Source organism: Serratia microhaemolytica (assembly GCF_004011885.1).
GTDB lineage: Bacteria > Pseudomonadota > Gammaproteobacteria > Enterobacterales > Enterobacteriaceae > Serratia_G > Serratia_G microhaemolytica.
Genome location: NZ_SBEF01000043.1, coordinates 1 through 20,455, shown reverse-complemented (window position 1 = coordinate 20,455; position 20,455 = coordinate 1). Strand labels below are relative to the sequence as shown.

Below are 20,455 nucleotides of genomic sequence, written 5' to 3'. Positions count from 1 at the left end.
GGTGGTCCCACCTGACCCCATGCCGAACTCAGAAGTGAAACGCCGTAGCGCCGATGGTAGTGTGGGGTCTCCCCATGCGAGAGTAGGACACTGCCAGGCACCTATAAACGTTGTTGGGGTGACGCCTGATAATGAGTGGAACTGAGACAAAAGTTCTGCTAACATCGCGAGATGTAACGTAACAAAATCGGTGGAGCGGTAGTTCAGTTGGTTAGAATACCTGCCTGTCACGCAGGGGGTCGCGGGTTCGAGCCCCGTCCGTTCCGCCACCTTTACCGGAAAGCCCTGAGTGCAAACTCAGGGCTTTTTCCATTTTCAGCGTATATGAAAATATACCGCTATGATCAAACCTGAAGTTCAGGCAGTTCTAGCTCAGTAATTGCATAGCAAACAATGAGTAAGTGGCGTTATGGAGTGTGAAAGTCGGTATGAATTACTGAGAATTTTTCTAGCAGTCAGTGAGCTTTATCATTGTCTGATACAGTAGTTGTCACGGGCTCTATTGTGTAGCATCATCAGTAGTTCAATACGTTATGGTATGACATCTATAGAGACAGCAATGTGATTTCGTTGAAGAAATGGAGTCTTTTTCCGCGCTCACTACGTCAATTGGTAGTGATTGCGTTCCTGCTGGTATTACTGCCACTGCTAATCTTGGCCTATCAGGCTTATCAAAGTCTTGATCATCTCAGTACACAAGCTGCTGATATAAACCGTACTACATTGGTTGATGCTAGACGTAGTGAGGCAATGAGTAGTGTGGCGCTGGAGATGGAACGCAGTTATCGCCAATACTGTGTTTTAGTTGATGCTACCTTAGAACATCTCTACCAAGAACAGCGTAAACAGTACTCACAGATGCTTGAAGCGCACGCTGCGATCTTGCCTGATGAACGTTACTATCAAACCTTACGTGATTTATTAAACCGCCTACAATCCTTTCAGTGCTATAACAGCGCACCAGATAACACTGCTGCTCAATTACTAGAGTCTTTTTCTCACTCAAATGCCGAGATGGTGCAGGCAACACGCAATGTCGTTTTTGCCCGGGGGCAGCAGTTGCAGCAAGCGATTGCCGAACGAGGAAAATATTTTGGTTGGCAGGCGCTGCAACTTTTTTTGGTTAGTGTGCTACTGGTGGTGCTATTTACTCGCATGATTATTGGGCCGGTTAAAGCAGTTGAACGCATGATTAGTCGCCTTGGTGCAGGTGAACAGATTGGTATCGCACCCTCTTTTCGCGGCCCACACGAATTACGATCATTAGCCCAGGGGATTATCTGGTTGAGCGATCGCTTGGCGTGGTTGGAGTCACAACGCCATGAATTTCTGCGTCATATCTCGCATGAATTGAAAACACCACTTGCCAGTATGCGGGAGGGTACAGAATTATTAGATGATGAAGTGGCGGGAGCATTGAACGGTGATCAAAAGGAGATAGTCACCATTCTTAAGCAGAGCAGCCGCGACTTACAGCAGTTAATTGAACAGTTATTAGATTACAACCGTAAACTGGCAGATGCACCATCACAGCATCAGTATGTTGATCTGCAAGAATTAGTGGAGAGAGTGGTTGCCGCGCATACATTACCAGCACGCGCGAAGATGCTACAGACATCGATTCAGCTCGATGTAAAAACATGCTGGGCTGAATATAGTCTGCTGATGCGTGTATTGGATAATCTCTATTCGAATGCAATGCACTATGGAGACGAATCCGGTAACATCTGGGTGCGTAGCCGCCGTGTTGGGCAAAGAATAGAGATTGATGTAGCCAACAGTGGTTCTGCAATCCCAATGGTAGAAAAAAATATGATTTTTGAGCCTTTTTTTCAGGGTAGTCATCAAAGAAAAGGTGCTGTTAAGGGAAGCGGATTGGGGTTGAGTATTGCACAGGATTGCATTCGTCGAATGCGTGGTGAACTGAAATTGGTTGAAACTCCTGATGCTGATGTTTGCTTTCGAATTGAACTGCCATTGACTCGTGAGAATGAATAACTAATGTATACAGAGTTTAATTGTGCCCAGTTAACGCAGAGAACCCAGTTAACACAGAGAAAAAGTAAACCCGCAAGTTTTCGTGATTTGTCCGCCGGCCAGCGCTGGATCTCTTTATTGAGTTCGTTGTTCACTGTGCCATTTCTGCTGATGGGCTGTGCTGATTCAGCGATAAGTAGTGATTTCAGTCAACAAACGGCAGAGGCTGTAGAGTTGATTCAACCTGAGGGTGTGCCAGCAATCGCCTGTGACGTCTTAATGCAGCAGAATGCACAGACACAGGTAGAAGATCCACGGCATTGGTTACAACTGATGGCCTGCATTGAAGCGCTTGACCTTGATGTTGAACAGGCACGTGTTTGGGCGAATCAACAAGCTGATGGCACTTGGCAAGGTTATTTAAAGCAAGCCATCCTGTTGAGTGATGTGATGCTAAATACACGTGAGAACCAGATGCTGATTGAGGGGCTAGATAGTCGCCGTGTACAGTATCCTGCCGCACTGCATAGCTTGGTACAGTTATGGCGCCAGCAGTACCTTCTACAACGGCTACTGCAGGATGAAAAAACACGCCATCAACAACTGCAAGAGAGCACAAGTAGCAAAATCGGGTCGTTACAACGTGAGACGTTGCAGTTGCAACAGAAATTGCATGATATCTCTTTGAAATTAAAAAACTTGACTGACATTGAACGGCAGCTCTCCTCACGTAAGCAGCAGCAAGGTGAGATATCAGCAAGTGGCATTGCAGCATCAAAGGTGACTGAAGCGACAAAACCTGAAGCACAAAAACCACCAGCAGCCAAACTGGAAGTGGCAACACCTGCGGCTTCTGCGTCCACGCTCGAAGCGTCATTGAACGGCGGGGTTCAGCACAGTGATGCTAGCACGACCTTACCGACTCAACAGCAAGCAACTGCTACTGAAAAAGGAGCTGCTGGACAATGACAATTCGCAAGTCAGCAAATCTGTTATTGGTCGATGATGATCCCAGTCTATTGAAACTACTTGGCATGCGCCTAACCAGTGAAGGGTTTCATGTCAGAACAGCCGAGAGCGGACAAGAAGCATTGCGCGTGCTAGTAAAAGAAAAGATTGATTTGGTGATCAGTGATCTGCGAATGGATGAGATGGATGGCATGGCACTGTTTGCTGAAATTCAGAAACATCAACCAGGAATGCCGGTGATTATTCTTACTGCACACGGTTCTATTCCTGATGCTGTCGCTGCAACACAGCAGGGAGTATTTAGTTTTTTGACTAAACCGGTTGATCGTGATGCACTTTATGCCGCAATTGATGATGCTTTATCGCTCTCATCGCCTGCGAGTGAAGGCGTGTGGCAAGAAACTTTTGTTACCCGTAGCCCAGCGATGTTGAGATTATTAGAACAGGCTAAAATGGTTGCACAATCAGATGTTAGTATTCTGATTACTGGCCAGAGTGGTACCGGTAAAGAGGTACTGGCAAGGGCGATCCACGCAGGCAGTACACGAGCTAAACAGCCATTTATCGCGATTAATTGCGGTGCATTGCCGGAGCAACTGCTTGAGTCAGAATTATTTGGTCATACCAAAGGGGCATTCACCGGTGCAGTAAGTCAGCGAGAAGGGCTATTTCAGGCAGCAGCGGGGGGAACTCTACTGTTAGATGAAATTGGTGACATGCCACTTTCATTGCAGGTGAAATTGTTGCGTGTGTTGCAAGAGCGTAAAGTGCGACCACTTGGCAGTAACCGTGATGTTGATATCGATGTACGGGTTATCTCTGCGACTCATCGTGATCTCCCCAAAGCAATGGAAAAAAATGAGTTCCGTGGTGATCTTTACTATCGATTGAATGTAGTAACGCTTAAGATGCCCACACTCAGTGAACGCTCTGAAGATATTCCTTTACTGGCCAATCAGTTGTTAAGAGAGGCTGCGTTACGGCACAAGCCATTTGTGCGCAGTTTCTCAGCTGATGCCATGAAGCGCCTGATGACAGCGAGTTGGCCGGGCAATGTGCGTCAGCTAGTGAATGTGATCGAACAGTGTGTGGCTTTGACCAGTGCACCGGTGATCAATGAGGCTTTGGTAGAGCAGGCGTTGACGGGTGAGAACACCATCCTGCCGACTTTTGTTGAAGCGCGTAACCAGTTTGAGTTGCACTACCTGCGCAAGTTACTGCAAATCACCAAAGGGAATGTTACTCAGGCGGCACGCTTAGCTGGGCGTAATCGCACGGAATTTTATAAGTTATTGTCGCGTCATGGGTTAGACGCCAATGAGTTTAAACAATGATAGTTTAACGCCGCTCCCAACAGGTTTGATTGTCATGACCAGTTTGGCGCCAGAACGTACATAGAAACTGAAACACACAGTAGCTGAGCATGTCTGTGCTATCCGGTATACCCAGTTTAGCTAGATGACCGATGCAATAGCGCAGATACAGCAGCTTTTTACTCGATTTTTTCGTAGTGGTATGGCAGACCATAGAGATATGAGCAGATCAATTTCGATTGCACTCGCCCAGTTAAATTTATTGGTGGGCGATATTGAAGGCAACAGCGAACGCATGTTGCAGATAGTCAAACAGCAGCAGCAAGCGGGAACTGATTTGGTCATGTTCCCCGAACTGGCATTGTCAGGTTATCCACCAGAGGATCTGCTGTTTCGTGACGACTTCCATCTTCGTTGCCAGCAACAACTCGATTGTTTGCAACAGGCGGCGAGCCAGATAGCGATTTTGGTTGGTCACCCGTGGCGTGAAAATGGCAGGTTATACAATGCACTGTCACTCTTCTCGGCAGGTAAATTGCAGGCACGTTATTTTAAACAGCAGTTGCCTAACTACGGCGTTTTTGATGAAAAACGCTATTTTGCTGCGGGAGAGCAAAGCTGTGTCGTTGAGCTTAATGGTTACCGTCTCGGTCTATTGATTTGTGAGGATCTTTGGTATGCGGACTCGGTTGATACAGTGAAAGCTGCCGGCGCAGAGATTATCCTGTCAATCAATGCATCACCATATAATCTGGAAAAACCCTATATTCGACACAGCTTGTTATCAGAACACTGTAGTCGTAGCGGGTTGCCGCTGATCTATCTGAACCAAGTCGGTGGCCAGGATGAACTGATTTTTGATGGTGGTTCAAAGGTATTTGATGATAAAGGAAAAATAACACACTGTTTGGCTGCTTTTGCTGAACAAGTGGTGCGAATAGAGATGCATGAGCTTAGCATTGTGCCGATGACAACACCTGCCCAACCGATGTCACAACTGGCAGAGGTTTATCAGGCGCTAGTACTGGCAGTGCGTGATTATGTGCACAAGAACGGCTTCGAAGGTGCGATACTTGGCCTATCAGGCGGTATTGATTCGGCGTTGACGCTGGCGATTGCCGTCGATGCCTTAGGTAACGATAAAGTGCAGGCTTTGATGATGCCATTCCGTTACACGGCGGATATCAGCGTTATTGATGCCCGAGAAGAGGCAGAAATCCTGGGAGTTGAATTTGATATACTCTCGATTGAGCCAATGTTTGATGCTTTTATGGCACAGCTTGCCCCGATGTTTACCAATACTGAACGCGATACTACAGAAGAGAATTTACAGGCGCGCTGTCGTGGTGTGGTGCTAATGGCACTCTCTAACAAACGCCGTCGGATTGTATTGACCACCGGAAATAAGAGTGAAATGGCGGTAGGGTATGCCACACTCTATGGTGATATGGCAGGTGGTTTTGATGTATTGAAAGATGTTCCGAAGACACTGGTATTCCAGCTGGCGGAGTATCGCAATAGCCTCTCTTACGTGATACCGCAGCGAGTGATTGATCGTCCGCCTTCTGCTGAACTGGCTCCAGATCAGTGTGATCAGGACAGTTTGCCGCCTTACGATATTCTGGATGCTATCCTGGCAGGCTATGTCGAACAAGACAAGTCGGTCGCGGAACTGGTTGCTGAGGGTTTTGACCAAGCCGTAGTGCGCAAGGTAATCCGCCTCGTGGATATCAATGAGTACAAGCGACGTCAGGCTGCCGTAGGGCCACGTATTACGGCACGGGGTTTTGGTAAGGATCGGCGCTATCCGATCACCTCTGGTTTTGGGCGTCAAAATTGGTGAGTTGTAAAGACAACGAGCAAATCACTCTGGTGTAACCAGCGCAAGGAAATAAGATGAAAAAAATTGATGCTATTATCAAGCCGTTCAAGCTTGATGACGTGCGTGAAGCATTGGCTGAAGTCGGTATTACCGGCATGACTGTGACTGAAGTGAAAGGGTTTGGTCGCCAAAAGGGACATACTGAGCTTTACCGTGGTGCTGAGTACATGGTCGATTTTTTGCCGAAAGTAAAAATTGAGATCGTGGTCGCTGATGACATTGTTGATACCTGTGTTGAAACCATTATGCAGACGGCGCAAACCGGAAAAATTGGTGACGGCAAGATATTTGTCTTTGATGTGGCACGTGTTGTTCGTATTCGTACCGGTGAACAGGATGAAGATGCGATTTGATGCTGGGGTTGGCGCCGTGCTGCCTTGTCAGCAGACCAGCTAATCGTTTGCGTAAAAAGCGCTGTCAAGACCTATCTTCACTCACGAGAAACGGTTTACACTGTCGGTCTTGAACTTGAGAGGGTATTGCTGTTGCTCTGTCTACCATTTTGTCGGTGCTGTATTGACAGTCTTGGTAGATAAGCAGATAGCCTACTTTGGGTATAGTAAGCTGAATTGAAGCCAGGAGATGCCGGATGTTAAAGCGTGAAATGAACATTGCTGATTACGATGCTGAATTATGGCAAGCAATGGAGCAAGAGGTCGTGCGTCAAGAAGAGCACATTGAGCTGATTGCATCAGAAAACTACACCAGCCCGCGAGTGATGCAGGCGCAAGGCTCACAATTAACCAACAAATATGCTGAAGGCTATCCTGGCAAACGCTACTACGGTGGCTGTGAGTATGTCGATATTGTTGAACAGCTAGCGATTGATCGTGCCAAAGCGCTGTTTGGTGCCGACTATGCCAACGTACAACCACACTCTGGATCTCAGGCGAACTTTGCGGTTTACACTGCCTTGCTGCAACCGGGCGATACGATTCTGGGTATGAACTTGGCGCACGGTGGCCACCTAACGCATGGTTCTCCGGTTAACCTATCGGGCAAACTCTACAATGTAGTGCCTTATGGTATCAATGCGGCTGGTCAGATTGATTATGATGATCTGGCTAAACAGGCACAAACCCACAAACCTAAAATGATCATCGGCGGTTTTTCCGCTTTCTCCGGTGTTGTCGATTGGGCAAAAATGCGTGAAATTGCTGACAGCATAGGTGCTTATCTGTTTGTTGATATGGCCCATGTCGCTGGCTTGGTCGCAGCGGGCGTCTACCCGAACCCAGTACCTCATGCGCATGTTGTCACGACAACCACGCACAAGACTTTGGCAGGGCCACGTGGTGGCTTGATTTTGGCCAAAGGCGGCAATGAAGATCTGTATAAAAAGTTCAACTCAGCAGTCTTCCCAGGTGGGCAGGGTGGTCCTCTAATGCACGTGATCGCGGGTAAAGCGGTAGCGCTGAAAGAGGCAATGGAACCTGAATTTAAGATCTATCAGCAGCAAGTTGCGACTAACGCCAAAGCGATGGTGGATGTTTTCATCCAGCGTGGTTACAAAGTCGTCTCTGGCGGTACGCATAACCATCTGTTCCTGCTTGATCTGGTTGATAAGAATTTAACTGGCAAAGAGGCCGATGCTGCACTGGGCAGAGCGAACATCACTGTTAACAAGAACAGTGTGCCAAATGATCCGAAGAGTCCGTTTATCACTTCGGGGGTGCGGATTGGAACTCCGGCGGTCACTCGCCGTGGTTTTAAAGAGGCAGAAGTGCGCGAACTGGCGGGTTGGATCTGTGATGTACTGGACAATATCAATGATGAAGCAACCATTCAGCGAGTGAAAGAGAAAGTGCTGGCAATCTGTGCTCGCTTGCCGGTTTATGCCTAACACCCTGTATTATTGGCTAAATTTATATTTAGTGACAGAAGCTCGCCCCTAGGCGAGCTTTTTCATTGTTGGCTCAATGGGTTAATTTTTTGATTGGTCAGAGTCTTCACCTCCACAAGTATACAGGTGGTAAATCGGTGGTATTAAATGCGATAATGCGCCGCCTGTTTGATGAATGGGCAGTCCTGTTCCTGCTCAGTGAATGTTAATGTTTGGCAAGTGACCTGGATTTTCGATAAGTTTAAAATGATTTAAATGTTTTATAATCAGTATATTATTGGGGTTTTCTGTTGGTTTCACTACCTTTCTTGAGTTCTGCTCTCTAATGGCACGATGGTTTTTACTGCTGCTAATCTCGATATCTTGCTGATTTTTTTGCTGCTGATGGGGTGTTCTAAAGCGTGTTGTGCTGCTGATTGACATTCCGTTAGGAATTTTTATTTGTTTTGTGGTCTAATTTGCTAGGTTGAGTGTTACTGACTCACATTGCGACGGTAACAAAATGTCAGGCAAGAGTAGGTTTGTCATTTTTTATTTTGGGTGCATTTTATAAAAATGTAGCAATTTTAATCAGCTACCCAAGCTGAGGATAACTCGCTTGATCTATTCACCCACTGTGATGCCGCGCTTCATCGTTGTCCGGTGGGTCATGAGTTATCGCGGTTCTGATTTGAAAATTGATAAATTTTATTGTTTTTATCAGCCTGGTGATCTCGCTCTGTACCGGTTTGAATTTGGAACTGTGAGTATCACTATAGCGCTTTTATTGGTTGATTTAATTGGGTTGTTTAGTAAATGATGAGTGTGCTTTGATGATGAAACTACGCGGTGCTTTAGCAAGCCTGTTGGTACTGTGCAGCACGGAGGCTTTTGCTCACCCACACAGTTTTATCGATATGGATGTTAGCTTTGAGATGAGGGAGCAGAAACTGACCGGATTGAAAATGGTTTGGGTTATGGATGAGATGACCTCAGCTGATCTGTTATATGACGCAGAGAATGGCAAAGATGACCCTGAAGTTTGGAAGAAACTCGCGGCAGAAGTGATGGCCAACGTCACTGGACAACACTACTTCACCTACGTTTATCGTGATGGTAAACCGATAAAGTATAAGAGTCTACCTAGTGATTACCAATTGTATCGTCAAGGGTATAAAGCGGTATTGGCGTTTGTATTGCCATTAACTGAACCACAAGATTTGGCAGGGAGAACGTTTGAAGTCTCAACCTACGATCCGACCTATTTTGTTGATATGAGATATAAAAATAAAGATTCGATACATTTGCCACCGGAAATTGCAGCGCGGTGTGAATGTGAGTTAGTTACCCCAACCCCCAGTGAATTGTTAAAAGCCTATGCGTTGTCACTGGATAAAAGTGATATGCCGGATGAAGATATGCAATTAGGTCAAGAGTTTGCTCAGCGGGTGAGATTGAAATGTCAGTGAAGCGCCCAGAAGTTAATCATCAGCGTAATTGGTTGCTGAATTTGTGGCCGCTTGTTCTGTTCTTGATCCTATTGTTAGTTGGTGGTATCGCCATCTGGTACTACTGGCCACAGCTACTGATGCAGAGTACCGCCTGGCAAAAGAGTTTACAGCAGGAAATGGCGGTGCTGTTGCAGCAGGTGAAAGCCGCACCACAGCAGGCAGGGCTTACGTTGCTGCTATTTAGCCTTGGTTATGGTGTGCTACATGCACTTGGGCCGGGACATGGCAAGATTGTTATTTCTGCTTATTTGGCTACCCATCCAACACGTCTGAAAAACAGCATTCAACTTACCCTACTGGCTGCACTGGCACAGGGAGTGGTAGCGATTGGTTTAGTGCTGCTGGTGTTGGTTGTGTTACAGCTCTCATCAAGCCGGCTGCATCAGAGTACTTTCTGGCTGGAGCAAGGTAGTTTTGTGTTGTTGATGTTGTTAGGGGCGTTGTTAAGTTTGCGTGCGGCAAAACGGCTTTACCTGGTCGTGAAAGCGATGCGCCCTGGTTCAGCACTACAGATTCATCAGTTGCAACCGCTGCCAGCAGATCATGTACACAGTGACCATTGTGGATGTGGTCATCAGCATCTACCAAACGAGGCACAACTACAGGCGGGTGATGACTGGCGTACAAAAGCAGCCATTGTGCTTGCTATGGGAATGCGACCTTGTTCGGGTGCTATTATGGTGCTGATTTTTGCCAAGGTGATTGACGTATTTGCTTGGGGTATCTTCTCAGCATTTGCGATGGCAATCGGCACTGCACTCACGCTTTCGTGTTTGGCACTACTGGTCTACTACAGCCGTGATTTGGCCATCCGTCTCAGTGCTCGGCGCACGCCTGCGGCATGGCGTGCCGTAGCGTGGTGGGCGGTTGCATTTACTGGCGGTATGATACTACTGATTGCAGGTTTGCTGCTGTATACCAGTGCGCAACCTGGTCTGGGTGGTGGTGTGCGTCTGTTCTTACGTTAAGCTCGCAATAACTCGAAAAGTATCAGTTTATTGACCACAAAACTACAGGCGTTGTTGTTGGTTGCCAACGCCTGTAGTGCTTACGTGTCATGCTTATTGGTTGTGCCGAGTAACGGCTAGGCTATCAACGTTTCAGTGCTTCGCTGAGTTCTTCACGTAACGTCGCAAGTAGCGCTTTCACTACACGTGGATTACCTGCGACCAGATTTCCGGATTTGAAGTGATTATGGCCGCCAACAAAGTCGCTCACCACACCACCAGCCTCACGCACTAACAGCTCACCACCGGCGAAGTCCCAAGGTTTTAAGCCGATTTCAAAGAAACCATCCACTCGGCCAGCCGCGACATAAGCCAGATCTAAAGCGGCTGAACCCGTGCGCCGAAAATCAGCACATTGTGTAAACAGTTTGCCGACCAAATTGATATAAGTCGCGGCGTGTTGCTTGGCTTTAAATGGAAAACCGGTTGCCAAAATGGTTCCGTCGAGATCTTTGGCATGGGAACCGCGTAGACGGTAGCCGTTAAGTTGCGCACCCTGCCCACGGGTTGCGGTAAACAGCTCGTTACGCATTGGATCGTAAACTACAGCGACTTCAGTACGTCCTTTGATGCGAACGGCGATAGAAACCGCAAAATGGGGGAAGCGTTTAATAAAATTAGAGGTGCCATCCAGTGGATCGATCACCCATTGTACATCCGGATCTTCACCCGCCAACTCGGCACACTCTTCACTGATGATGGTATGCTTTGGGTAAGACTTACGAATAATGTCGATGATCAGACGCTCAGCATCGCGATCGACATTGGTAACAAAATCGTTAGAGCCCTTTTGTGTCGCTTCTACAGCGTCTGGTGTCTCGTAATGTTTGGCAATCAAATTGCCTGCTTTGCGCGCAGCGCGCACCGCAATTGTCAGCATCGGATGCATGGGTATCTTCCACGGAATGTTAAAGAACGGGTTACGGTGCGCAGTATACCAGTTGTTCTGTGGGCTGGCTAATCTTAGTCCGGCATTGTGCGCTGTCGGTATGTATGGTTTGTTTGCATGGTAGACGGAACAGCTTCAATCGACTGAAAAACAGGCAGCGCGCTGGTTAGCCCTCGCTGGGCTGCTGTGCTAAGATGCTGCCATTTTCCGCTACACTTAGAGTTGATATGTTGCATAACATCCGTATCGTTCTGGTTGAAACTTCTCATACAGGTAACATTGGCTCCGTTGCGCGTGCAATGAAGACGATGGGATTAACCAATCTCTATCTGGTCAACCCACTGGTAAAGCCGGATTCACAAGCTATTGCACTGGCAGCGGGTGCCAGTGATTTGATTGGCAATGCAGTGCTGGTTGAGAATTTTGAGCAAGCCATTGCTGGCTGTCGGCTCGTGGTTGGTACCAGTGCCCGCTCACGCAGCCTACCTTGGCCAATGCTGGAGCCGCGTGAGTGTGGTGTGCGTGCGGTTGAGGAGAGTCACAGTGGTGATGTGGCGTTAGTGTTTGGCCGTGAACGCGTTGGATTAACCAACGATGAGTTGCAAAAATGCGATTATCATGTCGCAATCCCGGCTAATCCCGACTATAGCTCACTCAATCTGGCGATGGCAGTGCAGATTATTGCCTATGAGGTACGTGTTGCTTATCTTGCGCAGCAGTTGGTAATACCAACGCCTGCACAGCAGGAACCACGCTACCCGAAAGCAGAAGAGCTGGAACATTTCTACCAACATCTCGAACAGACGCTATTAAGTACCGGTTTTATCCGTGCGGCTCATCCTGGTCAGGTGATGAATCGCCTGCGTCGTCTGTTTGCACGAGCACGCCCAGAAGCTCAAGAGCTGAATATCTTACGTGGCATGTTAAGCTCTTTTGAAAAAAAAGATAAAGATCAACATAGTTGATTTTCACCTGGTCAAATAGCGCTATTAACCTAGTTAGAAATGGTTAAAAAATGTATATTTTAGCTGGCCTGAGTCACGGTGTGAGAGTAATACCTGAGTAAAATAGTAGGGTAAATAGTTGACTGAATCGCTAGGTAATGACAGACTCTCAGGCATGTTTCAATAACGGGTAATTTCTTGCCATGAGACTCACATCTAAAGGCCGTTATGCAGTGACTGCAATGTTGGATGTTGCACTACATTCCCAGATCGGGCCGGTATCGCTGGCGGATATCTCAGAACGCCAAGGTATTTCTCTCTCTTATCTGGAACAGCTGTTTTCTCGTTTACGCAAACATGGCTTAGTGGCGAGTGTTCGCGGGCCTGGCGGTGGTTATCGGCTAGGTAAAGACGCCACAGAGATCGCGGTTGGCGAAGTGATCACTGCTGTCGATGAGTCGGTCGATGCGACCCGTTGCCAAGGCAACTCAGATTGCCAAGGTGGAGAGCGTTGTTTAACCCATGCCTTGTGGCGGGATTTGAGTGACCGCATTAGCGGTTTCCTCAATAACATCACGTTAGCGGAGATGCTAAACAGTCAGGAAGTACTCGATGTGGCGGGGCGTCAGAATAATGATCGACGCCGTGCGGTTAACGGTCGGCTGCAACAGACAATAGATGTTAATCTGCGCACATAAGCAGAATCGGCAGCCCTAATTTATTGATTTCTTAAAGTGGTTTTCGGAGCAATAGCGCAATGAAATTACCGATTTATCTAGACTACTCAGCAACGACTCCGGCTGATCCGCGCGTGGCTGAGAAAATGATGCAGTTCCTGACACAGGACGGCACCTTTGGCAATCCAGCGTCACGTTCGCATCGTTTTGGTTGGCAGGCTGAAGAGGCGGTTGATATCGCCCGTAATCAAATTGCTGAGCTGGTGGGGGCCGATCCGCGTGAGATAGTTTTCACCTCTGGTGCAACAGAATCGAACAATCTGGCCCTCAAAGGGGTAGCGACCTTTTATCAGAAAAAGGGCAAACACATCATTACCTGCAAGACTGAGCATAAAGCGGTACTCGATACTTGCCGTCAGCTTGAGCGTGAAGGTTTTGAAGTCACCTACCTTGCTCCGCAGAGTAATGGCCTGCTTGACCTAGAGACACTACAGGCAGCGATGCGTACAGATACCATCCTCGTTTCGATTATGCACGTTAACAACGAAATCGGTGTCATACAGGATATTGCTGCAATCGGTGAACTGTGCCGTGCGCGAGGCATCATCTACCACGTTGATGCTACACAGAGCGTAGGTAAGTTACCGATTGATCTGAGCCAACTCAAAGTTGATTTGATGTCGTTTTCGGGTCATAAAATCTATGGTCCGAAAGGGATTGGAGCGCTCTATGTTTGCCGCAAACCACGTATTCGCCTAGAAGCACAAATTCATGGTGGTGGACATGAACGCGGAATGCGTTCAGGTACCTTACCGGTGCATCAAATAGTCGGTATGGGGGAAGCTTATCGCATTGCCAAACAGGAGATGTCGAGTGAAATGGCGCGCCTGCGCACCCTGCGTGATCGGCTATGGAATGGTGTCAAAGATATTGAAGAAGTCTATTTAAACGGTGACTTAGAACATGGTGCGCCAAACATACTCAACGTTAGCTTCAACTATGTTGAGGGTGAATCGTTAATTATGGCACTGAAAGATCTGGCGGTCTCTTCCGGATCAGCCTGCACTTCGGCCAGCCTTGAACCCTCTTACGTATTGCGGGCATTGGGAATGAGCGATGAGTTGGCACACAGCTCGATCCGTTTCTCGCTTGGGCGTTTTACCACTGAAGAGGAGATCGATTATGCGATTGCATTAGTGCGCAAATCGATTGACCGTTTGCGGGAATTGTCGCCATTGTGGGAAATGTTCAAACAGGGTGTCGATATCAATAGTATTGAATGGGCTCATCATTAATTCGCAGAATTGAGAGGTAACGCTATGGCTTATAGTGAAAAGGTTATTGATCATTATGAAAATCCGCGTAATGTGGGTTCATTTGATAACGAAGATCCGAATGTTGGCAGTGGCATGGTAGGGGCGCCGGCCTGTGGCGATGTGATGAAACTACAGATTAAGGTTAACAGTGATGGCATCATTGAAGATGCTCGCTTTAAAACCTACGGTTGTGGTTCAGCGATCGCTTCTAGTTCGCTGGTGACTGAGTGGATGAAAGGTAAATCGCTCGAACAAGCGGCAGAGATCAAGAACACTGAAATTGCTGAAGAACTTGAACTGCCACCGGTTAAAATCCACTGTTCAATTCTGGCTGAAGATGCGATCAAAGCTGCGATTGCCGACTACAAAAGCAAACACAACAAGTCGTAACTAACCAACAACAATTAGCCCACATTGCTGGGCTTTGTTTTGAATGAGGGTGTTATGTCGATTAGTATGAGCGACAGCGCTGCACAGCGTGTTCAGGCATTTCTGACGAACCGTGGCAAGGGGTTGGGCCTGCGGCTAGGGGTGCGTACTTCTGGCTGCTCAGGAATGGCGTATGTGCTCGAGTTTGTTGACGAAATGAATGATGATGATATTGTTTTTGAAGATAAAGGCGTTAAGGTAATCATTGATCGTAAAAGCCTGGTTTACTTGGATGGTACCGAACTTGATTTTGTCAAAGAAGGTTTGAACGAAGGCTTTAAGTTCAATAACCCCAATGTGACCAGTGAGTGTGGTTGCGGTGAGAGTTTTAACGTCTGACCCAAGTTGGCTCGATGGTAACGATAACAATGTGAACAGCTGATGAATTACTTTACTTTATTTGCATTACCGCAGTGTTACCAACTCGACATCAGCAACATGACGTTGCGTTACCAGGAATTACAGCGCCAGTATCATCCGGATCGCGTTGCCAGTCAGCCTGAACGGCAACGGTTAATCGCGTTACAACAGGCGGCAACCATCAACGAAGCGTATCAGACACTCAAGCACCCGTTAAGACGTGCCGAATATCTGCTCTTGTTACAAGGTATTGATATCCGTAATGAGCAACAGACGCTGCGTGACAGTGCATTTTTAATGCAACAGCTTGAACTTCGTGAAGAACTCGATACGATTGAACATCAGGCGATTAGAAACAGCGCAGATGCGCTGCAAGCATTAGCTACGTTTACCGCTCGGGTAGAGAAACTGCTGCTGAGCTATCGCCAGCAAATGGTTACACAGTTGGATCAACAGCAGTGGTCGCAGGCGGCCGACAGCGTGCGTAAACTGCGTTTCCTAGACAAACTTCAGCAGCAACAAGAACAGCTCGAAGAGAAATTACTCGGTTTTACATAAGCACTTCTCGTCCGTACAATATTCTTAACATGGACGCACGCTTTGACATTCAGCGAACAAAACGCATCCAAAGATAGCAGTTTCAACTTTGACTCCGTGTTGTTGCCAAAAGAGTGGCAATAATTTTACTGACCTTGGGTATCGAAATATGGCGTTATTACAGATTAGTGAGCCGGGGCAAACTGCTGCCCCACATCAGCGTCGTTTGGCGGTAGGAATTGATTTAGGAACCACCAATTCGCTGGTGGCCACTGTTCGAAGCGGTCAGGCCGAAACGCTTGCTGATACTCAAGGTCGTCATCTGTTGCCTTCTGTAGTTCACTATCAAACTACGCAACGGCAGGTTGGCTGGGAAGCACGAGCACAAGCTGCGCAAGACCCCGTGAACACCATCAGTTCAGTCAAACGAATGATGGGACGTTCACTGGTCGATCTGCAACAGCGTTATCCCGATCTCCCTTACCAGTTTCAGCCGACTAATCAGGGATTACCCCAGATGGTCACGGCTGCTGGCATGGTGAATCCAGTCAGCGTTTCTGCTGACATTCTTCACACACTGGCTGAGCGAGCCAAAGCGGCATTAGCGGGTGAGCTAGATGGTGTCGTGATTACAGTACCGGCCTATTTTGATGATGCACAGCGCCAAGGCACCAAAGATGCTGCACGTTTGGCGGGCTTACATGTACTGCGTTTGCTGAATGAGCCGACCGCTGCGGCGATTGCTTATGGTCTCGACTCAGGTCAGGAAGGGGTGATAGCGGTCTATGACCTAGGCGGCGGCACCTTTGATATTTCGATTTTAAGGTTAAGCCGTGGTGTGTTTGAAGTGCTGGCCACCGGTGGTGATTCGGCACTAGGTGGCGATGATTTTGACCACCTGCTCGCTGAGTGGTTACGTGAACAGGCAGCAATAACTGATCGTGCTGATCATCGTCTACAACGGCAACTGCTTGATCTGGCAATTGAGACCAAAATTGCGCTGAGTCAGGCTGACAGTACCATAGTGAGTATTGCTGGCTGGCAGGGTGAGGTGACACGCGCACAGTTTGAAGCCTTGATCAGCCCACTGATTAAACGCACCTTGTTAGCATGTCGCCGTGCGCTGAAAGATGCCCAGATTGAGTCTGAACAGATCCTACAAGTCGTCATGGTGGGTGGCTCAACCCGTGTGCCACTGGTACGCCAGCAGGTGGGCGAGTTCTTTGCCTGCACACCACTCACCAGCATTGATCCGGATAAAGTTGTGGCTCTGGGGGCGGCGATCCAGGCCGATATCTTGGTGGGTAATAAACCTGACAGCGACATGCTGCTGCTCGATGTGATCCCGCTCTCACTGGGATTAGAAACGATGGGGGGCTTGGTCGAGAAGGTGATCCCGCGTAATACCACCATTCCGGTGGCACGCGCACAAGAATTTACTACCTTCAAAGATGGTCAGAGCGCAATGATGATCCATGTACTGCAAGGCGAACGTGAACTGGTACAAGATTGCCGCTCTTTGGCGCGCTTTACCTTACGTGGTTTACCACCACTGCCGGCAGGTGGTGCTCATATTCGTGTGACCTTCCAGGTTGATGCCGATGGTCTGTTGAGTGTCACAGCCAAAGAGAAATCAACTGGCGTGGAAGCGGCGGTACAGGTTAAACCCTCTTACGGCTTAACCGATGATGAAATTGCCTCGATGATCAAAGACTCAATGGCTCATGCTCAGTTGGACATCAATGCGCGTAAACTGGCAGAACAGCGGGTTGAAGCGGCTCGAGTATTAGAAAGTCTGCAAGGTGCGCTAGCGAGCGACGCTGCGTTATTGACTGCTGACGAACGGGCTGTTATCGACGATGCAGTTGCTGCGTTACAACAGACGATGCAAGGCGACGAACCGACGGCAATTGAACAAGCCATCAAATTAGTGGATAGCAGCACACAAGATTTTGCTGCGCGCCGTATGAATACGTCGATCCGCAAAGCACTAACCGGTCACTCTGTTGATGAGATGTAATTATGCCAAAAATTATTTTATTACCGCATCAGGAACTCTGCCCTGAGGGTGCGGTGCTTGAGGGTGAAGCGGGAGAAACGATACTGGATGTAGCACTGCGTAACGGAATTGATATTGAACACGCCTGTGAGAAATCTTGCGCCTGCACCACTTGCCACTGCATCGTGCGCGAGGGGTTTGATTCACTGCCAGAGAGCAGTGAACTGGAAGATGACATGCTGGATAAGGCGTGGGGGCTAGAACCGGAAAGCCGTCTCAGTTGCCAAGCACAACTGGCGGAAGAGGATCTGGTCGTAGAGATACCACGCTACACTATCAACCACGCACGTGAGTAACCACGCACGCGGGCACTAATTTCTTTTCTCCTTATCTCCCAACCCGCCTTATGGCGGTTGGGAAATCGCTTCACATCGTTACTCTATCGGCGAGTTGCGACAGGGAGTCGAGTCCCCGCGCAAATGGTCAATACAGCAGTACCCAGCGTGTAACAGTCACAACTATTCACTGTCAGTTAAGTTGAACAGCTTTGTACCGTAGTCCATTGCCGATAAGCCAAAGTAATCAGCAATAGTTTGCCCGATATCGGCAAAGGTTTCGCGCTGACCGAAGCTGCCGGGTTTCACTTTCGGGCCATAAATTAGCACGGGAATATGCTCGCGGGTGTGATCGTTGCCTGGCCAGGTCGGATCACAGCCGTGATCAGCAGTAAAGATAATCATGTCATCACCGGTGACATGCGCGAGCAGTTCTGGAACGCGACGATCAAACAGCTCAAGAGCAGCGGCGTAACCGGCTACATCACGTCGGTGACCATAGGCAGAGTCGAAATCGACAAAGTTGGTGAAGACGATGGTGTTATCAGCAGCTTTTTCCATCTCATCGAGTGTGGCATCCAGCAATGCATCAATGCCGGTAGCTTTGACGGTTTGGCTAATACCGACATTGGCGTAGATGTCAGCAATTTTACCAATCGCTACCACCTGACCACCTTTTTCATCCAGTAATTTTTTCAATACTGTTGCTGCTGGTGGTTCTACCGCCAGATCGTGCCGGTTGCCGGTGCGTTGGAAGCTACCCGCTTTATCACCGATAAATGGGCGAGCAATCACACGGCCAATGTTATAACCACCGGCAGTCAGCGCTTCGCGCGCAATTTCGCAGAGTTGATAGAGGCGCTCTAGGCCAAAAGTCTGCTCGTGGCAGGCGATTTGAAATACAGAGTCTGCCGAGGTGTAAAAAATCGGCTTGCCTGTTGCCATATGAGCTTCGCCAAACTGATCAATAATATCGGTCCCAGAGGCGTGGCAGTTACCAAAATAGCCAGGTAGATTGGCGCGTTGCACCAGTTTTTCTAGCAGCACGGTTGGAAAGCTGTTTTGTTTGTCGGTGAAATATCCCCAGTCGAACAGCACTGGAACACCAGCCATCTCCCAATGACCAGAAGGTGTGTCTTTTCCTGATGAGAGTTCACGCGCATAACCATAAGCAGCAATAATTTCTGCTTGTGGATCTAAACCAGCAGGAAACTGGCCGGTAGAGGCTTCAGCAGCTTTGCCTAATCCCAAACGGCTTAAGTTGGGCAACGATAACTGGCCACTACGGCCAATGTCGGCTTCACCACGCGCGCAGGCGGCAGCAATGTGGCCGAGCGTGTCGGCGCCCTGATCGCCAAACTGTTTGGCATCTTCTGTTGCGCCAATACCTAATGAGTCTAATACCATAATAAATACGCGTTTCATCGCTTTCTCCTGATCCTTTACTGCGCAGTATAATCTTGCACAGGTTTTACTGTGCTAATGCTGTTGAATTGCAGATAGCCATTAATTAAGCGGTCAGTTAACCGCAACAGCCTAGGGCAAGTAAAGAAATTAAGTGGTTAATGATAAAAAATTAAATGTAGGCCAAAAGCAATAAATAGGCCACCGGCGAGCGCATCGATCCACTTTGCCAGACGTTGATAGGTTTGCCGCATGGTGGGTAGAGCAAAAACTATTGCGACAAGCGTAAACCAGGCAAAGGTTTCCAGTGTTATTAATGCAAATAGTCCCCAGCGGGTAGTGGTTTCAACTTCATTGCCGATAAACAGTGAGAACACACTGCTGGTGTAGATCAAAGCTTTAGGATTGGAGAGGTTGGTGAGTAGGCCACGTAACAAACTGCGCCCTGGTTGTGGCAGTGTGATTGCCGTGGCTTCTGTTTCCTCATGCTGCTGATGCCGATCATAGGCTGAACGCAGGAGTTGCCAACCAAGCCAGCAGAGGTAAAGTCCACCGGCTAACATAATGAAACGTTGCAGCCCGGCGATTTGTTGCAGCAAGAGTTGCAGGCCAAGCAGTGCCAGTGCTGCCCAGATCATTACACCTAGGGTGATACCCAATACCCCCATCATTGCCTCTGCACGGGAGCGACTGAGCGCGGTCTGTGAAATAAAAAAGAAATCGGGGCCAGGTGTCATTAGCGCTATTAGGTGTATCAGCGCTACAACGGAAAACAGAGTTAACATGATGGCGGCTCCTTATCTCATCTCGCAGGTTGGCCTCTGCCAGCCAGCAGAAAGATCAACAGAGATTAACAAATAACAGATGGCAGAGATGGCAAAACAAAAAGCCCCGCTCTGATGAGTGGGGCTTTGCGCTGTACGCACTGGATCCTGCAGTATCCAGTAGGTAACTCACTTATCGGCGATTAAGCGATAACTTTAGCAACAACACCTGCACCTACGGTACGGCCACCTTCACGGATCGCAAAACGCAAACCGTCGTCCATCGCGATTGGGTGGATCAGGGTAACAACCATGTTCAC

General features: G+C 48.2%; 20 protein-coding genes, 1 tRNA gene and 1 rRNA gene. 18 read left to right on the top strand and 4 right to left on the bottom strand.

All coding sequences use genetic code 11. From position 1 onward, the window contains the following. The 10 genes from rrf to EOJ37_RS12350 form a co-directional block, all read left to right on the top strand. Positions 1–99 (top strand): 5S ribosomal RNA (gene rrf / locus EOJ37_RS12395); the annotation flags it as partial. A gap of 93 nt (positions 100–192) precedes the next feature. Next, positions 193–269: transfer RNA gene (locus EOJ37_RS12390), tRNA-Asp, on the top strand. Positions 270–561: 292 nt separating this feature from the next. Beyond that, on the top strand, positions 562–1,998 hold the full coding sequence (locus EOJ37_RS12385) for a sensor histidine kinase (RefSeq protein ID WP_127960221.1): 1,437 nt from the start codon (positions 562–564) through the stop codon (positions 1,996–1,998). A gap of 3 nt (positions 1,999–2,001) precedes the next feature. Next, positions 2,002–2,946, top strand: a complete 945-nt coding sequence (locus EOJ37_RS12380) for a two-component system QseEF-associated lipoprotein QseG (protein ID WP_127960220.1) — start codon at positions 2,002–2,004, stop codon at positions 2,944–2,946. Then, positions 2,943–4,280, top strand: coding sequence for a two-component system response regulator GlrR (gene glrR / locus EOJ37_RS12375; RefSeq protein ID WP_127960219.1), 1,338 nt, complete (start codon positions 2,943–2,945; stop codon positions 4,278–4,280). The genes EOJ37_RS12380 and glrR overlap by 4 nt, the downstream gene beginning before the upstream one ends. A 199-nt stretch (positions 4,281–4,479) precedes the next feature. Further along, the gene (locus EOJ37_RS12370) at positions 4,480–6,102 is read left to right on the top strand and encodes an NAD+ synthase (RefSeq protein WP_127960218.1); all 1,623 of its coding nucleotides are present in this window, start codon (positions 4,480–4,482) and stop codon (positions 6,100–6,102) included. A gap of 53 nt (positions 6,103–6,155) precedes the next feature. Next, a complete protein-coding gene (gene glnB, locus EOJ37_RS12365) occupies positions 6,156–6,494 on the top strand; it encodes a nitrogen regulatory protein P-II (protein WP_127960217.1) in 339 nt (112 codons plus the stop codon). A 236-nt stretch (positions 6,495–6,730) separates the two neighbouring features. Further along, a complete protein-coding gene (gene glyA, locus EOJ37_RS12360; protein WP_127960216.1) occupies positions 6,731–7,984 on the top strand; it encodes a serine hydroxymethyltransferase in 1,254 nt (417 codons plus the stop codon). Positions 7,985–8,796: 812 nt separating this feature from the next. Next, positions 8,797–9,432 carry a DUF1007 family protein gene (locus EOJ37_RS12355; protein WP_127960215.1) on the top strand — a complete coding sequence of 212 codons (636 nt, stop codon included), beginning with the start codon at positions 8,797–8,799 and terminating at the stop codon, positions 9,430–9,432. Beyond that, positions 9,423–10,442, top strand: a complete 1,020-nt coding sequence (locus EOJ37_RS12350) for a nickel/cobalt transporter (RefSeq protein ID WP_127960214.1) — start codon at positions 9,423–9,425, stop codon at positions 10,440–10,442. The genes EOJ37_RS12355 and EOJ37_RS12350 overlap by 10 nt, the downstream gene beginning before the upstream one ends. 124 nt (positions 10,443–10,566) lie before the next feature. Here EOJ37_RS12350 and suhB read toward each other — a convergent pair whose 3' ends face one another. Beyond that, positions 10,567–11,370 (bottom strand): inositol-1-monophosphatase, encoded by an 804-nt coding sequence (gene suhB / locus EOJ37_RS12345; RefSeq protein WP_127960213.1) that lies wholly within the window; start codon positions 11,368–11,370, stop codon positions 10,567–10,569. 227 nt (positions 11,371–11,597) lie between these two features. Between suhB and trmJ the strand changes: the two genes are divergently transcribed. The 8 genes from trmJ (at position 11,598) to fdx (ending at position 17,988) form a co-directional block, all read left to right on the top strand. Continuing rightward, on the top strand, positions 11,598–12,335 hold the full coding sequence (gene trmJ / locus EOJ37_RS12340) for a tRNA (cytosine(32)/uridine(32)-2'-O)-methyltransferase TrmJ (RefSeq protein WP_127960212.1): 738 nt from the start codon (positions 11,598–11,600) through the stop codon (positions 12,333–12,335). A gap of 182 nt (positions 12,336–12,517) precedes the next feature. After that, positions 12,518–13,012, top strand: a complete 495-nt coding sequence (gene iscR / locus EOJ37_RS12335) for a Fe-S cluster assembly transcriptional regulator IscR (protein ID WP_127960211.1) — start codon at positions 12,518–12,520, stop codon at positions 13,010–13,012. Positions 13,013–13,071: 59 nt separating this feature from the next. Beyond that, positions 13,072–14,286 (top strand): IscS subfamily cysteine desulfurase, encoded by a 1,215-nt coding sequence (locus tag EOJ37_RS12330; RefSeq protein WP_127960210.1) that lies wholly within the window; start codon positions 13,072–13,074, stop codon positions 14,284–14,286. Between the two features lie 24 nt (positions 14,287–14,310). Continuing rightward, entirely contained in the window at positions 14,311–14,697 is a 387-nt protein-coding gene (gene iscU / locus EOJ37_RS12325) for a Fe-S cluster assembly scaffold IscU (protein WP_127960209.1), read from the top strand. Positions 14,698–14,751: 54 nt separating this feature from the next. Further along, a complete protein-coding gene (gene iscA, locus EOJ37_RS12320; protein WP_127960208.1) occupies positions 14,752–15,075 on the top strand; it encodes an iron-sulfur cluster assembly protein IscA in 324 nt (107 codons plus the stop codon). 42 nt (positions 15,076–15,117) lie between these two features. Beyond that, on the top strand, positions 15,118–15,654 hold the full coding sequence (hscB, locus tag EOJ37_RS12315) for a co-chaperone HscB (RefSeq protein ID WP_127960207.1): 537 nt from the start codon (positions 15,118–15,120) through the stop codon (positions 15,652–15,654). Between the two features lie 148 nt (positions 15,655–15,802). Further along, positions 15,803–17,653, top strand: a complete 1,851-nt coding sequence (hscA, locus tag EOJ37_RS12310; protein WP_127960206.1) for a Fe-S protein assembly chaperone HscA — start codon at positions 15,803–15,805, stop codon at positions 17,651–17,653. Between the two features lie 2 nt (positions 17,654–17,655). Then, the gene (gene fdx, locus EOJ37_RS12305) at positions 17,656–17,988 is read left to right on the top strand and encodes an ISC system 2Fe-2S type ferredoxin (RefSeq protein WP_127960205.1); all 333 of its coding nucleotides are present in this window, start codon (positions 17,656–17,658) and stop codon (positions 17,986–17,988) included. A gap of 162 nt (positions 17,989–18,150) precedes the next feature. Here the strand turns inward: fdx and deoB are convergent, their stop codons facing one another. From deoB to EOJ37_RS12290, 3 genes are all read right to left on the bottom strand, one after another. Next, a complete protein-coding gene (gene deoB, locus EOJ37_RS12300) occupies positions 18,151–19,392 on the bottom strand; it encodes a phosphopentomutase (protein ID WP_127960204.1) in 1,242 nt (413 codons plus the stop codon). A gap of 137 nt (positions 19,393–19,529) precedes the next feature. After that, the gene (gene rhtC, locus EOJ37_RS12295) at positions 19,530–20,156 is read right to left on the bottom strand and encodes a threonine export protein RhtC (protein ID WP_127960203.1); all 627 of its coding nucleotides are present in this window, start codon (positions 20,154–20,156) and stop codon (positions 19,530–19,532) included. 182 nt (positions 20,157–20,338) lie between these two features. Continuing rightward, positions 20,339–20,455 (bottom strand): EF-Tu C-terminal domain-related protein (locus EOJ37_RS12290; RefSeq protein ID WP_445482723.1); only part of this gene is annotated, 117 nt, incomplete at its 5' end.

What these genes read in the sequence shown, in the direction of transcription:
- deoB (WP_127960204.1), bottom strand. Translation starts at nt 19,392, where the DNA reads ATGAAACGCGTATTTATTATGGTATTAGACTCATTAGGTATTGGCGCA.
- fdx (WP_127960205.1), top strand. Translation starts at nt 17,656, where the DNA reads ATGCCAAAAATTATTTTATTACCGCATCAGGAACTCTGCCCTGAGGGT.
- suhB (WP_127960213.1), bottom strand. Translation starts at nt 11,370, where the DNA reads ATGCATCCGATGCTGACAATTGCGGTGCGCGCTGCGCGCAAAGCAGGC.
- iscU (WP_127960209.1), top strand. Translation starts at nt 14,311, where the DNA reads ATGGCTTATAGTGAAAAGGTTATTGATCATTATGAAAATCCGCGTAAT.
- EOJ37_RS12330 (WP_127960210.1), top strand. Translation starts at nt 13,072, where the DNA reads ATGAAATTACCGATTTATCTAGACTACTCAGCAACGACTCCGGCTGAT.
- EOJ37_RS12380 (WP_127960220.1), top strand. Translation starts at nt 2,002, where the DNA reads ATGTATACAGAGTTTAATTGTGCCCAGTTAACGCAGAGAACCCAGTTA.
- hscA (WP_127960206.1), top strand. Translation starts at nt 15,803, where the DNA reads ATGGCGTTATTACAGATTAGTGAGCCGGGGCAAACTGCTGCCCCACAT.
- rhtC (WP_127960203.1), bottom strand. Translation starts at nt 20,156, where the DNA reads ATGTTAACTCTGTTTTCCGTTGTAGCGCTGATACACCTAATAGCGCTA.
- iscR (WP_127960211.1), top strand. Translation starts at nt 12,518, where the DNA reads ATGAGACTCACATCTAAAGGCCGTTATGCAGTGACTGCAATGTTGGAT.
- iscA (WP_127960208.1), top strand. Translation starts at nt 14,752, where the DNA reads ATGTCGATTAGTATGAGCGACAGCGCTGCACAGCGTGTTCAGGCATTT.
- glnB (WP_127960217.1), top strand. Translation starts at nt 6,156, where the DNA reads ATGAAAAAAATTGATGCTATTATCAAGCCGTTCAAGCTTGATGACGTG.
- glyA (WP_127960216.1), top strand. Translation starts at nt 6,731, where the DNA reads ATGTTAAAGCGTGAAATGAACATTGCTGATTACGATGCTGAATTATGG.
- EOJ37_RS12350 (WP_127960214.1), top strand. Translation starts at nt 9,423, where the DNA reads ATGTCAGTGAAGCGCCCAGAAGTTAATCATCAGCGTAATTGGTTGCTG.
- trmJ (WP_127960212.1), top strand. Translation starts at nt 11,598, where the DNA reads ATGTTGCATAACATCCGTATCGTTCTGGTTGAAACTTCTCATACAGGT.
- EOJ37_RS12355 (WP_127960215.1), top strand. Translation starts at nt 8,797, where the DNA reads ATGATGAAACTACGCGGTGCTTTAGCAAGCCTGTTGGTACTGTGCAGC.
- EOJ37_RS12370 (WP_127960218.1), top strand. Translation starts at nt 4,480, where the DNA reads ATGAGCAGATCAATTTCGATTGCACTCGCCCAGTTAAATTTATTGGTG.
- glrR (WP_127960219.1), top strand. Translation starts at nt 2,943, where the DNA reads ATGACAATTCGCAAGTCAGCAAATCTGTTATTGGTCGATGATGATCCC.
- hscB (WP_127960207.1), top strand. Translation starts at nt 15,118, where the DNA reads ATGAATTACTTTACTTTATTTGCATTACCGCAGTGTTACCAACTCGAC.